This is a genomic window from Segnochrobactrum spirostomi, from assembly GCF_009600605.1.
In the GTDB taxonomy this organism is placed as follows: Bacteria; Pseudomonadota; Alphaproteobacteria; order Rhizobiales; family Segnochrobactraceae; genus Segnochrobactrum; species Segnochrobactrum spirostomi.
In genome coordinates this window covers 2,075,182-2,088,028 of the sequence record NZ_VWNA01000001.1, presented here as the reverse complement: position 1 = coordinate 2,088,028, position 12,847 = coordinate 2,075,182, and the positions used below count along the sequence as shown (strand labels likewise).

The window sequence follows — 12,847 nt, the reverse complement described above, 5'->3', positions numbered from 1 at the left end:
GGGCTTTCCCCGAGTGAGCGGTCGGGCCGCTTCCTTCATGGCGGGCGGACATTAGCCCCAACGCTTCCGTTTGCAAGCGGCGGAAAATGGCACGATCCGGGCGGACGGCGCGGGGGCAGGGCATCGACGCGATGGAAACGCCCGAAGGGCCCGCGCCTTACGGCTCCAGTTCGGCGTCCCAGTAGAGGAAGTCGAGCCAACTGTCGTGGAGATAATTCGGCGGAAACAGCCGGCCGTTGTTGTGGAGATCGTGGACGCTCGGCCGATAGGGCATCTGGCGCGGCCACACGCCGATCTCCTCGCAGCTCTTGCTGCCCTTGCGCAGATTGCACGGCGAGCAGGCGGCGAGCACGTTTTCCCAGACCGTCTGGCCGCCGCGGGCACGCGGGATCAGATGGTCGAAGGTGAGGTCGTCGTGCGCGCCGCAATATTGGCATTCGAAGCGGTCGCGCAGGAACACGTTGAACCGGGTGAAGGCCGGATTGCGGGCCGGCTTGATGTAGGTCTTGAGCGACACGACGCTCGGCAGCCGCATGTTGAAGGTCGGGCTGCGGACCATCACGTCGTATTCGGAGACGATGTTCACACGGTCAAGGAAGACCGCCTTGATCGCGTCCTGCCAGGACCAAAGCGACAAGGGATAATAACTCAGCGGCCGAAAGTCCGCGTTCAACACCAGCGCCGGGTGCGCATCAGGTGAGACGGCTATCGTCAAAGCCCTGCTCCTCATACCGGACTCGACGGTCCATCGGATGAGCGCGGCCATAGTGTAAAGCCAAGGTGTCAGCCGTGTGAAGACGGTCCCTGCACGGACGCGGCAATATGGCCGCTCCGGTAAAACCTTGGCGAGGCAAAGCTATTTCGTGAGCCGGCGGAACCGCGGCCCGGCGCGTGCCGATTTCGGCGTGGCGGCGGCCGCGAATCAGCGTGGGGTGGCCGCCGCGGCGTCGATCGGCAGGCCGTCGCGGCCGGGGCGGCGCGCCCGGTAGAAAGCCCAGAACAGGCGGGCCGCGATGCTCCGCCAGGGCGACCAGCGCGCCGCGATCGCCGCCACCGCCCGGGGATCGTCCCGCAGCGGCGCGTCGAGGGCGTCGCCGACCGCGATGCGCAGCGCGAGGTCGCCGACGGGGAAGACGTCGGCGTGGCCGACGCAGAACAGGAGGAAGACGTCGGCCGTCCATGGCCCGATGCCGCGAAAACGGGCGAGGGTCGCCCGCGCCTCCGCATCGGGAACCGTCGCGAGCCCGGCGAGGTCGAGGTCCCCCGCCTGCTCGGCCGCCGCGATCGGCCCGAGCGTCGCGATCTTGGCGGTCGAGAGACCGCAGGCCCTGAGCGTCGGCTCGTCGAGCGCGGCATAACCCTCGGCCCGGTCGCCGCCGGCCGCCTCGAGCCGGCGCCAGATCGCCGCGGCGCTCGCCGTCGAAAGCTGCTGGCCGACGACGATGCGGGCGAGCCCGGCAAACCCGGGTGCGAGGCGGCGCAAGGGCAGGGGGCCGGCCGCGTCCGCGATCGGAACGAGGCGCGGATCGAGGATGAGGAGTTCGGCGAGTCCGCGGGCGACGTCGGCGTCCGTGTCGATGATCGGCAGCGGCGCCGGCATAAGGGTCTCCCGGTTCGTGAGGCGCGCGGTTCAGGTGGCTTTGGCGGCCGCCGCGGCCCGGCCTATGCTCGGGCCATCATGCCAGATTCGCCGCCGCCACCCGTCTTCCGTTTCGCGCCGAGCCCGAACGGCCGGCTCCACCTCGGCCACGCGCTCTCCGCTCTCCTCAACGCCGAGATGGCGCGCGCCGCCGGCGGCCGTTTCCTGCTGCGTATCGAGGATATCGACGGAACGCGGACACGGCCCGAATTCGAGGCCGGCATCTACGAGGACCTCGCCTGGCTCGGCCTCACGTGGGAGAGCCCGGTGCGCCGGCAATCGGAGCATTTCGACGCCTATCGCGCTGCCCTCGACCGACTTTCGGCCCTGGGCGTCGTCGCGCCCTCCTATGCGACGCGCCGCGAGATCGCCGAGTGGGCGGCCGCGGCGGCGGGGACGGGCGAGAGCGTGCCTCGCGATCCGGACGGCGCGCCGCTCTTTCCCGGGGATGCGGCGATGCTCCCGGCCGACGAGATCGCGTCGCGACGTCGGCTCGGCGCGCCGAGCGCTCTGCGGCTCGACCTCCCGGCGGCGCTCGCCCGCCTCGGCGGCGCGGGGGGCGAAGCTCTCTTCTGGGACGAGACCGGCGCGGGGCCGCACGGCGAGACGGGGCGGATCGCCGCCGATCCGGCCGCGTGGGGGCCCGTCGTGCTCGCCCGCAAGGAGGTGCCGACGAGCTACCACCTCTCCGTCGTGGTCGACGACGCCCTTCAGGGTGTCACCCACGTCGTCCGCGGACGCGATCTCTTCGCCGCCACGAGCGTCCACCGCCTGCTTCAGGCCCTGCTCGGCCTGCCGGCGTCCCTCTATCACCACCATCGCCTGATTCTCGGCGACGACGGCCGCAAGCTCTCGAAATCCCGCGGCGACACCAGCCTCGCCGCCCTGCGCGCCGCCGGCCTCACGGCGGCGGAGGTGCGGGCGATGGTGGGGCTGTGAGGGGGTGTATGCGGCGGGCGGTGGGCGGCGTGTTTGTGGCCCGCACCCCACCCCGCCGGCCTTCGGCCGCCGACCCTCCCCTGGCAGGGGAGGGTGGGTGCTCCCACTTAAATGTTTGAGCAGGCTGCCAATTCAAACACGGCGCCCCACCCTCCCCTGCCAGGGGGAGGGTCGGCGCGGAGCGCCGGGGTGGGGTGGCCGCCGCAAAGCACGGTGTCCCGCAAAGCACGGCGTCCCCCTCACCCACCTCCGGCGAGCGAGAGCCAGAAGCCGGTCGTCAGGGTGGCGGCGACGGTGGAGAGGGTGATGGCGTTGCAGGCGAGGCCGACGCCGGCGCCGGCGCGGCTCGCGATCAGGTAGGCGTTGACCCCGGTGGAGGCCCCGGCGACCACGGTCGCGACGCCCGTCCACACCGGCGGCAGGCCGAACACGTAGCGCGCCATCACCAGCACCACGGCCGGCATCACCACGAGCTTCAGGACGACGATGACGCTGCTCGCGCCGAGATGGTCGCGCAGGCCGTAGCGCTTGAGGCTCATGCCGAGCGCAAACAGGGCGCACGGCACCGCGGTGTCGGCGAGCTCGCGCACGATGGTGCCGAACGGGCCGTCGAGGGAGAGGCCGGCCCAGCGGGCGAGGGCGCCGGCCGCGATGCCGATCGCGATCGGGTTGCGCACGATGTTGAGGGAGACGCGACGGGCGAAATGGCCCCACGGCATCCGCCCGTGGCCCGCCTCGGCCATCTCGATGCGCTCGAACATCAAGGTCGCCGCGATCGTCATCACCGGCAGGTGGATGGAGAGCAGAAAAAGGAGCGGTGCGTCGCCCCGCGGCCCATAGGCCGTGAAGACGAGGGGGATGCCGATCATCGCGGTGTTGGAAAAGGCCGAGGAGACGCCGGCGACGATGCCGAGCCGGGCGTCGCCCTTGAAGAGTCGGCGATAGGCGAGATGGCCGAGCCCCAGGCGACGGTGACCCCGGTGAAGTAGGTGATCCACAGCGGCCACGGCGAGACCGGGGGGAAGTGCGCCGTGGCGAGCGCGCGGAACAGGAGAACGGGCAGCGCGATCGTCGCCGCATAGCTCCCGAGCGCGTCGCCCACCGACACCGGCAGCGTGCGGCTCGCCGCGGCGGCCCAGCCGAGGCCCATCAGGCCGAACACCGGCACGAGCAGAACGAGAACGGCGGAAAAGGACATCGAAGCGGGGGGAGGGAGGAACAAGGGCGCCGCCTTCTTCTTAAGGGTAAGCGGCGCCCTCTTTCCAGCGTTCCTTGCCAGCGTTCCTTGCCGGCCTCTCTGCCGGCGTTCGTGACCACCGCCCCCGGCGTGCCGTCTCGCGGCGCGCGGCCGCCCGGTCCTACAGCCAGCACGGGTGGTAACGTTGAGCCGGCTCAGGGGAGCGTGTTACAGGGAGAGGTCGCCCGGGACGTCGATCCGCCCGGGCGCGCGACATTCGATGCAAGACACTCTGGACACGAGACCGGCCCGCGGCCCGCGGCCGCCGCCATCAGGGATGGACCGATGAGTCGTGCCTTCGTCAAGGAATCCGACGGCGCCGAGGATCTGCCGGAGCGCCCGGTCAGCCCCGAGCGCAACCTCGTCACCCGCCGCGGCCTCGCTTTGATCGAGGCCGAGATCGCGGCGGGCCGCGAGGCGCTGACGAGCGCGACCGCCGCCGGCGACCGGGCCGGCATCGCCCGGGCCTCGCGGGATCTGCGTTATTGGACGACGCGCCGCGCCAATGCTGAGCCGGTCGATCCGCCGGGCGGCGCCGCCGTGACCTTCGGCGTCGCCGTCACGGTCGAGACGGAGGCCGGCGCCCGGCGCACCTTCCGCATCGTCGGCGAGGACGAGGCCGACCCGACCGCCGGCCGCATCGGCTGGACCGCCCCGGTCGCCCGCCGGCTGATGGGCCGCGAGATCGGCGACGAGGTGACGCTGCCGGCCGGGCCGGCCGAGATCGTCGCGATCGAGTCCGCGCCGGAACGCGCCTGAGCGCCGGCTTTGCCTCAGCCCCGGCGGGCCGGCAGCGGGGCGTCGCCGGCGACCGGCGTGATGCGGATCAGCGCCAAGCGGTTGCGGTCCCGCTTCAGCACCAGAAAGCGGAAGCCGTGGAAGGTGAAGGCCTGCCGCTCCTCGGGGATCATGCGGGCTTCGTGGATGACGAGGCCGGCGAGCGTGGTCGCCTCGCCGTCCGGCAGGTGCCAGCCGAGGGTCCGGTTCAGATCGCGGATCGGCACGCCGCCGTCGACCGTCACCGAGCCGTCCGGGTCCGGGCGCACGCCGAGCACGACGGGATCGTGCTCGTCGGCGATGTCGCCCACGATCTCCTCGAGGATGTCCTCCAGGGTAAGGAGGCCCATCACCTCCCCATATTCATCGACGACGATGGCGAAGTGGTTCTTGCGCTTGAGGAAGGCGTTGAGCTGATCGCGTAGGCTGACGTGATCCGGCACGAACCAGGGCGGCGCCGCATGGCGCACTGGATCGAGGCGGGCGAGATCGCCGCCGACCGCGTGATAGGCGCGGAAGAGATCCTTGGCGTGGAGCACGCCGACGATGTTTTCCGGCTCGCCGCGCCACAGGGGCAGCCGGGTATAGGGGCTCGCCAGCGCCTCCTCGACGATGCGGGCCGGCGGATCGTCGGCGTTGACGAGCTGCATGTTGGTGCGGTGGACCATCGCCTCGCCGACGGTGAGGTCGTCGAGACGGGAGAGCGCGTCGAGCCGTGTCGGCATCAGGGGCGGGGCGTCCTCGGCGCGTTCGGGTCCCGGGGCGGGCGGAAGATCCGGGGCGGCCCGCCGCCGCCTTTTCGCGCGGTCGCGGAGCAGGCGCCCCGCGCCGGCCGACGCGAGGGTGATGGCGAGGGCTGCGACCGCGGCGAGCGCGACGGCGAGCCCGGGTCCCATCAGCGCCCCCGTTCGGTGCCGAGGAAGGCCGTCACCGCCGCCGGATCGACGTCGTTGGCGATGAAGCTCTGGCCGATGCCGCGCGCCAGGATGAAGGTGAGCTTGCCGCGCTTCACCTTCTTGTCCTGGGCCATCAGGGCGACCAAGGCGGCATCGTCCGGCAGGTCGCCCGGCACGTCGGAAAGCCGGGTCGGCAGGCCGGCGGCGTGAAGGTGCGCGGCGACGCGGGCGGCATCCTCCGGCGGGCAGAGGCCGAGCTGCGCGGAAAAGCGGAAGGCGAGGGCGACGCCGATCGCCACCGCCTCGCCGTGGATCAGCCGCTCGCCGTAGCCGGTCGCCGTCTCCAGCGCGTGGCCGAAGGTGTGGCCGAGATTGAGGAGGGCGCGGGCGCCCTCGGTCTCGAACTCGTCCTCGACGACGACCCGGGCCTTCGCCCGGCAGCTCGCCGCCACCGCGTGGGCGAGCGCGGCCGGGTCGAGCCCGGTCACGGCGCCGTGGTTCGCCTCGAGCCAGGCGAACAAATCGGGATCGTCGATCAGGCCGTATTTGGCGATCTCGGCATAGCCGGCGCGCACATGCCGGGGCGACAGCGTGGTGAGCGTCGCGGTGTCCGCGAGCACCAGGCTCGGCTGGTGGAAGGCGCCGACCAGGTTCTTGCCGCGCGGCGTGTTGATGCCGGTCTTGCCGCCGACCGAGGAATCGACCTGGGAGAGCAGCGTCGTCGGGATCTGGACGAAGCGCATGCCGCGCCGGACGATCGCCGCGACGAAGCCGGCGAGGTCGCCGATCACGCCGCCGCCGAGGGCGACGACGAGGTCGCCGCGTTCGCGCCGCTGGGCGAGGACGGCATCGACGACGTGCTCGAGCGAGGCGAAGCTCTTGGTCTGCTCGCCGGGCGGCAGCACGACGCTCTCATGGGCGAGGCCGGCCGCGGCGAAGCTCTCGGCGAGGGGGCCGAGATGATGTGCGGCCACCGCCTCGTCGGTGACGATGGTGACCGCGACCGCGCCGAAGCGCGCGGCGATCTCGGCACCGGCGCGGGCGACGAGGCCCGGACCGATCAGGATATCGTAGGCCTTGCCGGCGAGCGGCACGGGCACGACGAGCGGGGCACCGTCGGTGGCGAGGGGCGCGGGGGAAGCGGTCACGGGGCAATCTCCGGGGGCGCGACGGCTTCGGCTGGCGCCGTCTCCGCCGCGACGCGGGCGGCGAGGGCATCGATCAAAGCCTGCACCACATGATCGTGGGGGGCGTCGAGGGAGCGGACCACGAGGTCGGCTTGGGCGAACACCGGGTCGCGCTTTTCGAGAAGGGCGCGCAGGGTCGCCTCGGGATCGGCGGTGTTGAGCAGCGGGCGGCCGCTCTTGCGGCGGACGCGGGCATAGAGGGTGTCGAAATCCGCCTTGAGCCAGATCGAGACGCCCTTGTCGCGGATCGCGGCGCGAGTCTCCTCGGCCATGAAGGCGCCGCCGCCGGTCGCGAGAACGCTCGGCCCCTCGTCGAGGAGGCGGGCGATCACCCGCTTTTCGCCGTCACGGAAGGCGGGCTCGCCGTGGATGGCGAAGATCTCCGGAATCGGCATCGCCGCGGCGCGCTCGATCTCCTGATCGGCGTCGACGAAGGAGAGGCCGAGCGCCTGGGCGAGCCGGCGGCCGATCGTGGTCTTGCCGGCGCCCGGCATGCCGACGAGGACGAGGGAGCGGCTGTTCAGCCAGCGCCCGATCGCGCGGGCGGTTTCTCCCGGCACAAGCGGGGCGGCGTTCATCGCCCCGCTCCCTTCCATCGCGTCACGTCACTCTCCCGGTGGAGCCCAATGTGCGGGCAGCTTGAAAGGAACGCCTCGCCCGCTGTCAAGCGCACAGCAGCGCGGACGGCGCGTAATCGGGGGGCGGCGAGGGCGGCTCGCCCGCCTGAGCCGCCGCATCCTGGCCACCGGCCGAATGACGGGATGCGTGCCAGGGGGGCGTTTCGGGGTCGCAAGCGGATCGGCTCCGCATCGCGGCTTGCCTTCGCGACCTCTCTGGTGCCGGCTCACCCTTCGGCCTTGCCCACTCGACCTCTCCCCACGACGCCTCACCCTCCCCCTAGCAGGGGAGGGTGCGTGCCCGCCGAGAGGCGTAGTCGGGATCGTCCCTCCTTGTTTCGGTGGACTTCCAGAAATGTCTGGTCTACCACCTGTGCCCTGTCAGGAGACCGCCTCCGGGGCTGTGATTTGAGCCCTCGGCGCGACCATGCGGGCGTGGCGGAATTGGTAGACGCAGCGGACTCAAAATCCGCCGTTCGAAAGAATATGTCGGTTCGAGTCCGACCGCCCGCACCACCACTCTGTCCCATCAAGCCTTTCCGATGTCGTCCGTCAGGGCGGGGTCCCGCTCGCCGCTGCCGCGGGCGAGCCGCGTCAGGGCGCGGCGCAGGCGGGGCACGGCGAAATCGAGGAAGCTGCGCATCTTGAGCGGCATCTGCCCGTGCGCGGCGTGGACGAGATGGACCGGCAAGGGCTCCGGCTCGAAGGGCTCGAGGAGCAGGATGAGGGCGCCCGCCGCCACCGCGCCGGCGACCTGATAATGCAGGAGCCGCGTGATGCCGACGCCGCGCACGGCCGCCTCGGCCGCCGCCTCCGCCGTCGTCACCGAGAGCCGCGGGCGCACCGGGATCTCGGCGAGGTTGCCGTCCGGCATCCGGTAGCGCCAGGCGGGCGTCGCCATCGGGCCGTCGAAGGCGACGCACGGCATCGCCGTGAGGTCGGCCGGCTGCCCGGGACGTCCCCGAGCGGCGAGGAAGGCGGGGCTGGCGCAGGTCACCGTGCGCATCGTGCCGATCCGGGTCGCGACCATCGTGCTGTCCGCGAGCGGCCCGATCCGCACGCCCATGTCGACGTGGTCGTCGACGAGGCGGAGATTGCGGTCGGCGAGCACCAGGCGGACGTCGATCTCGGCGAAGGCGGCGAGGAAATCGGCGACGATCGGGAGCACGTGGAGCCGGCCGAACAGCACCGGCGCGGTCAGCACGAGCTCGCCGCGCGGTGCGGTGAATTCACCCGCCGCCGTCCGTTCGGCCTCCTCGACCTGCTCCAGAATGCGCCGCGCCGCGGCGACGTAGGCCGTTCCCGCCTCGGTCAGCGACAGCGTGCGGGTGGTGCGCACGAGAAGGCGGGCGCCGAGGGCGGCTTCGAGGTCGGCGACCTTCCGGCTCAGCGTCGCGAGCGGCACCTGGAGATCGCGGCTCGCCGCGGTGAAGCTGCCCTTCTCCGTGACGGCGACGAGGAGCTTCATGGCTTCGAGGCGATCCATCGATCCTTCCGGAATTCGAGAGTGTGCTTTCCGAGGATGCCCGATTATCCCGATCGGCGAAAGCGGGCATAGTCTCCGCATCGAGCCGGTCGCGGCTCGGGCGGCCGGGGCGGAGGGGATGCCCCCGGCGGCGGTTGGAGGCGCTCCCCACCGGAGACCCGCCATGTCCTACGGCTTTCTCGACATCGCGACGACGCCGAGCGTCCGCGCCGCCCAGGCGGCGATGGGCAGCGACCATCTCTGGGACGGCGGGCCGGACCGCGACTTCGACCGGTTCGGCCCGGACGAGGCCGCCTTCATCGCCGCCCGCGACAGCTTCTACATGGCGACCGTCTCCGAGACCGGCTGGCCCTATGTCCAGCATCGCGGCGGTCCGCGCGGCTTCCTCAAGGTGGTCGACGACCGCACCCTCGCCTTCGCGGATTTCCGCGGCAACCGGCAATATATCAGCACCGGCAACATCATGGCCGGCGACCGCGCGTGCCTGTTCCTGATGGATTACCCGCACCGGGCGCGGCTCAAGATCTATGTCCACGCCGAGATCGTCCCCCTCGAAGCCGACCCCGCGCTCGCGGCGCTGGTCGCGACCCCGACCTATCGCGGACGGGCCGAGCGCATCTTTCGCCTCACGCTCGCGGCGTTCGACTGGAACTGCTCCCAGCACATCACGCCCCGCTTCACGACCGAGGAGGTCGCCGCCGCGATCCGCCGCCGCGACGGCAGCGTGATCGGGGTGGGGGACGACCCCGGCCTCGCCGAAGGCCTGCGTGCCCGCGTCGCCGCGCTCGAAGCGGAGAACGCCGCGCTGACCGCGCGCCTTGCGGCGCAAACAAACGATCCGAAGTGACCCGTCGCTCCGAACCCGAGGACCGCCCGATGACCGACCAACGCCCGCCGCTGCCGCCCTTCACTTTGGAGAGCGCGACCCAGAAGGTCCGCCTCGCCGAGGACGGCTGGAACAGCCGCGACCCGGCGCGGGTCGCCCTCGCCTACACGACGGATACCCGGTGGCGAAACCGCGCCGAGTTCGTCGAGGGTCGCGAGGCCGTGGTCGCCTTCCTCGCCCGCAAGTGGGCGCGCGAGCTCGACTACCGCCTCATCAAGGAGCTCTGGGCGTTCCGCGACAACCGCATCGCCGTCCGCTTCGCCTATGAATGGCACGACGACAGCGGCCACTGGTTCCGCTCCTACGGCAACGAGAACTGGGAGTTCGACGAGAACGGCCTGATGCGCCGCCGCCTCGCGAGCATCAACGACCTGCCGATCCGGGATGCCGACCGGCTCTATCGTTGGCCGCTCGGCCGCCGCCCGGACGACCATCCGGGCCTCGGCGATCTCGGTCTCTAAGCCGGCTTATGATCGCGCGCCGGGTGGCCTTCGACGGGCGCCCGGCCGAGCACCGCACCACGCCTTCAGCCGAAACAAGCCGCCCGACCACGCACCGTGGCGGGCGAAGGAGAGCCATTGCCATGCCACAGGTCCACTATCGCACCATCGACATCGACGGCTTCGAGGTCTTCTTCCGGGAGGCGGGCGACCCGTTGAAGCCGGCCCTGCTGCTGCTCCATGGTTTCCCGACGTCGAGCCACATGTTCCGCGACCTCATCCCGCGGCTCGCGGATCATTTCCATTTGATCGCGCCGGACTTGCCCGGCTTCGGCCGCTCGGCGCTGCCCGACCGGGCGCAGTTCGCCTACACCTTCGACGCGCTCGCCCGGGTCGTCGGCCGCTTCGTCGAGCGCCTCGGCCTCGAACGCTACGGCCTCTACGTCTTCGATTACGGTGCGCCGACCGGCTTTCGTCTCGCGATGGCGCACCCCGAGCGCATCACCGGCATCATTTCCCAGAACGGCAACGCCTACGAAGAGGGGCTGAGCGATGGCTGGAACCCGATCCGGGCCTATTGGCGCGAGCCGACCGACGCCAACCGCGACGCGATGCGCGGCATGCTGACGCCCGAGGCGATCCGCTGGCAATATGAGCACGGCGTCGCCGATCCGACCTCGATCTCTCCGGACGGCTACACTCTCGACGCCTTCTACACCGCGCGCCCGGGCGTCGACGCCATTCAGCTCGACCTCTTCCTCGATTATGCGAGCAACGTCGCGCTCTATCCCGCCTTCCAGGCTTATCTCAGGGAGCACCGTCCGCCCCTTCTCGCGGTGTGGGGGCGCAACGATCCGTTCTTCCTGCCGGCCGGCGCGGAGGCCTTCAAGCGCGACCTCCCCGACGCCGACGTCCGCTTCTTCGACACCGGCCACTTCGCGCTCGAGACCCACGCGCAGGAGATCGCCGAGGCCATCATCGGCTTCTTCTGAGGCCGACGCAGACCTCATCGATATCGGGTGGCGCCACTTCGCGGCCGGGCCGCCCGATCTCCGCCTACCGGCGATCCCGGTCCGAGCGGGCGGGGTCGGGCCGTCCGTCGCCCCGGGCGTAGCCGCTGACATGGGCGCCGTCCTCGGGGCGGAGCTTGAGAAAGGCCGGGAGGCCGAGCAGCGGCAGCAGCGCCATCAGCAGGAAGGCCTGGTGAAAGTGCTCCGGTGTGAGGGGACCGCCGTCCCGGGCGACGAGGCCGAGCAGCATGGCGCCGATCGAGACGCCGAAGCTCACGCTGAGCTGCTGGAGCACCCCGCCGAGGCTCGTGGCGCGGCTGAGCTGGGCCGTCGGCACGTCGGCATAGGAGAGGGTGTTCGACGTCATGAACTGGGCGGCCCGGGCGAGGCCGAACACCACCACGTAGAGGATCACGAACCAAGCCGGTGTGTCCGGCTCGAGCAGACAGAAGCCGGCGATCGCGGCCGCGCCGGCGACCGCGCTCCATTGCAGCACCCGGCCGAACCCGAGACGGCGCAGGAAATAGGAGAGCACCGGACGGACGACGAGCGAGCCGACCGCGCTCGCGAAGGTGAGCGAGCCGGACACCAGCGGACTGAAGCCGAACCCGACCTGGAGCATCAGCGGCAACAGGAACGGCACGCCGTTGAGGCCGACGCGGCAGATGCCGCCGGCGAGCGTCCCGACGCGGAACGAGCGCTGGCGGAACAGCGTCAGGTCGACGGCCGGTGCGGCGACCCGGCGCGCATAGACCCAGAAGCCGGCGAGGAGGAGGCCGGCGGCTGCCAGCACCCCCGCGATGCCGAACGCCGGCAGGGCCGGGCGTCCGATGTTCTCGATGCCGAATTCGAGCAGGGTGCAGCCGAGGCCGACCATCAGGAAGCCGGGAAAATCGAAGGTGGCCGCGCGGTCGCCCTCGGTGTCCTCGAAGAAGCGGTGGGCCGCGATCATCCCGGCGATGCCGAACGGCACGTTGACGTAGAAGATCCAGCGCCACGAGACATAGGTCGTGATGAAGCCGCCCAGGACCGGTCCGATGAGCGGACCCAGGATCGCCGGCAGCGTCATGTAGGTCATCGCGGTGACGAGTTCGCGGCGCGGGAAGCTGCGGATCAGGATCAGCCGGCCGACCGGCGTCATCATCGCGCCGCCGAAGCCCTGCAGCGCCCGGGTCGCGATCAGCATCGGGAATGAGGTCGCCGCCCCGCACAGCACCGATCCGAGCGTGAACAACAACAGCGACAGGACGAAGATGCGCCGCGCGCCGAACCGGTCGGCGAACCAACCGCTGACGGGGATGAACATCGCGAGGGTGAGGACGTAGGCCGTCACCGCGAGGTTCATGCGCAGGGGATTGGTATCGAGGCTCCTCGCGATCTCCGGAACGGCGGTCACGATGATCGTCGCATCGAGCTGCTCCATCAGGAACGCGATGGCGACGATGCCCGGAATGACGAGGCGCAGCCGGGGATCGCGCGTCGTGGGGAAAACCCGGCCGTCCGGCTCACGATCCGACGAACTCATGATGCGACACTCGATTCGGAGCCCCGGTCGAACCCTCGGCCACGCCGCGGGGCTGCGCCTGTGGAAGCATCCGTTCCGCGCCGGCACAAGGCCTTTTCGCCGAGGACCTCGCGCGGGTGTCCCCGCCCGCGCGCGGCGGCGGTCGGGCGCACACGAAAGGTTGTGCTTCCAAGGCGGGACGCACTCTCCATGATGGTGCGGTGGGCCA

At 71.2% G+C, this 12,847-nt stretch carries 13 protein-coding genes, 1 tRNA gene and 1 pseudogene; 6 read left to right on the top strand and 9 right to left on the bottom strand.

The genetic code is table 11. The features are described 5' to 3' along the window. Positions 1-157 precede the first annotated feature (157 nt). Together F0357_RS09385 and F0357_RS09380 are read right to left on the bottom strand one after the other, a co-directional pair. A complete protein-coding gene (locus tag F0357_RS09385; RefSeq protein ID WP_153480171.1) occupies positions 158-715 on the bottom strand; it encodes an HNH endonuclease in 558 nt (185 codons plus the stop codon). A 207-nt stretch (positions 716-922) separates the two neighbouring features. After that, complete coding sequence (locus F0357_RS09380; protein ID WP_153480169.1) at positions 923-1,600, bottom strand: DNA-3-methyladenine glycosylase family protein; 678 nt, start codon at positions 1,598-1,600, stop codon at positions 923-925. Between the two features lie 78 nt (positions 1,601-1,678). On the opposite strand from F0357_RS09380, the gene gluQRS reads away from it, so the two are divergent. Then, on the top strand, positions 1,679-2,578 hold the full coding sequence (gene gluQRS, locus F0357_RS09375) for a tRNA glutamyl-Q(34) synthetase GluQRS (protein ID WP_153480166.1): 900 nt from the start codon (positions 1,679-1,681) through the stop codon (positions 2,576-2,578). Positions 2,579-2,817: 239 nt separating this feature from the next. Here the strand turns inward: gluQRS and F0357_RS09370 are convergent, their stop codons facing one another. Next, positions 2,818-3,486 carry an AEC family transporter gene (locus tag F0357_RS09370; protein WP_376767830.1) on the bottom strand — a complete coding sequence of 223 codons (669 nt, stop codon included), beginning with the start codon at positions 3,484-3,486 and terminating at the stop codon, positions 2,818-2,820. Next, positions 3,444-3,800 (bottom strand): AEC family transporter, encoded by a 357-nt coding sequence (locus F0357_RS09365; RefSeq protein WP_153480161.1) that lies wholly within the window; start codon positions 3,798-3,800, stop codon positions 3,444-3,446. The genes F0357_RS09370 and F0357_RS09365 overlap by 43 nt, the downstream gene beginning before the upstream one ends. Positions 3,801-4,100: 300 nt before the next feature. On the opposite strand from F0357_RS09365, the gene F0357_RS09360 reads away from it, so the two are divergent. Beyond that, positions 4,101-4,574, top strand: a complete 474-nt coding sequence (locus tag F0357_RS09360; RefSeq protein ID WP_153480159.1) for a GreA/GreB family elongation factor — start codon at positions 4,101-4,103, stop codon at positions 4,572-4,574. A gap of 14 nt (positions 4,575-4,588) precedes the next feature. On the opposite strand, the pseudogene F0357_RS09355 reads toward F0357_RS09360, so the two are convergent. From F0357_RS09355 to F0357_RS09345, 3 genes and pseudogenes are all read right to left on the bottom strand, one after another. Next, positions 4,589-5,308: pseudogene (locus F0357_RS09355) on the bottom strand (transporter associated domain-containing protein); the annotation flags it as partial. Positions 5,309-5,487: 179 nt separating this feature from the next. Beyond that, on the bottom strand, positions 5,488-6,636 hold the full coding sequence (aroB, locus tag F0357_RS09350; protein ID WP_312861521.1) for a 3-dehydroquinate synthase: 1,149 nt from the start codon (positions 6,634-6,636) through the stop codon (positions 5,488-5,490). After that, positions 6,633-7,253 (bottom strand): shikimate kinase, encoded by a 621-nt coding sequence (locus tag F0357_RS09345; protein ID WP_208948274.1) that lies wholly within the window; start codon positions 7,251-7,253, stop codon positions 6,633-6,635. Before F0357_RS09345 ends, aroB begins: the two co-directional genes overlap by 4 nt. 468 nt (positions 7,254-7,721) lie before the next feature. Between F0357_RS09345 and F0357_RS09340 the strand changes: the two genes are divergently transcribed. Next, positions 7,722-7,808: transfer RNA gene (locus F0357_RS09340), tRNA-Leu, on the top strand. 13 nt (positions 7,809-7,821) lie between these two features. Here the strand turns inward: F0357_RS09340 and F0357_RS09335 are convergent. Further along, positions 7,822-8,778, bottom strand: a complete 957-nt coding sequence (locus F0357_RS09335; RefSeq protein ID WP_153480150.1) for a LysR family transcriptional regulator — start codon at positions 8,776-8,778, stop codon at positions 7,822-7,824. A gap of 163 nt (positions 8,779-8,941) precedes the next feature. On the opposite strand from F0357_RS09335, the gene F0357_RS09330 reads away from it, so the two are divergent. The 3 genes from F0357_RS09330 (at position 8,942) to F0357_RS09320 (ending at position 11,096) form a co-directional block, all read left to right on the top strand. Further along, positions 8,942-9,625: a pyridoxamine 5'-phosphate oxidase family protein gene (locus tag F0357_RS09330; protein ID WP_153480148.1), complete on the top strand. Its 684-nt coding sequence runs from the start codon at positions 8,942-8,944 to the stop codon at positions 9,623-9,625. 29 nt (positions 9,626-9,654) lie between these two features. After that, entirely contained in the window at positions 9,655-10,125 is a 471-nt protein-coding gene (locus F0357_RS09325) for a nuclear transport factor 2 family protein (RefSeq protein ID WP_153480145.1), read from the top strand. A gap of 122 nt (positions 10,126-10,247) precedes the next feature. Next, positions 10,248-11,096 carry an alpha/beta fold hydrolase gene (locus F0357_RS09320; protein WP_153480142.1) on the top strand — a complete coding sequence of 283 codons (849 nt, stop codon included), beginning with the start codon at positions 10,248-10,250 and terminating at the stop codon, positions 11,094-11,096. A 64-nt stretch (positions 11,097-11,160) separates the two neighbouring features. Here the strand turns inward: F0357_RS09320 and F0357_RS09315 are convergent, their stop codons facing one another. Beyond that, positions 11,161-12,639, bottom strand: coding sequence for a DHA2 family efflux MFS transporter permease subunit (locus tag F0357_RS09315; protein ID WP_153480140.1), 1,479 nt, complete (start codon positions 12,637-12,639; stop codon positions 11,161-11,163). Positions 12,640-12,847 lie beyond the last annotated feature (208 nt).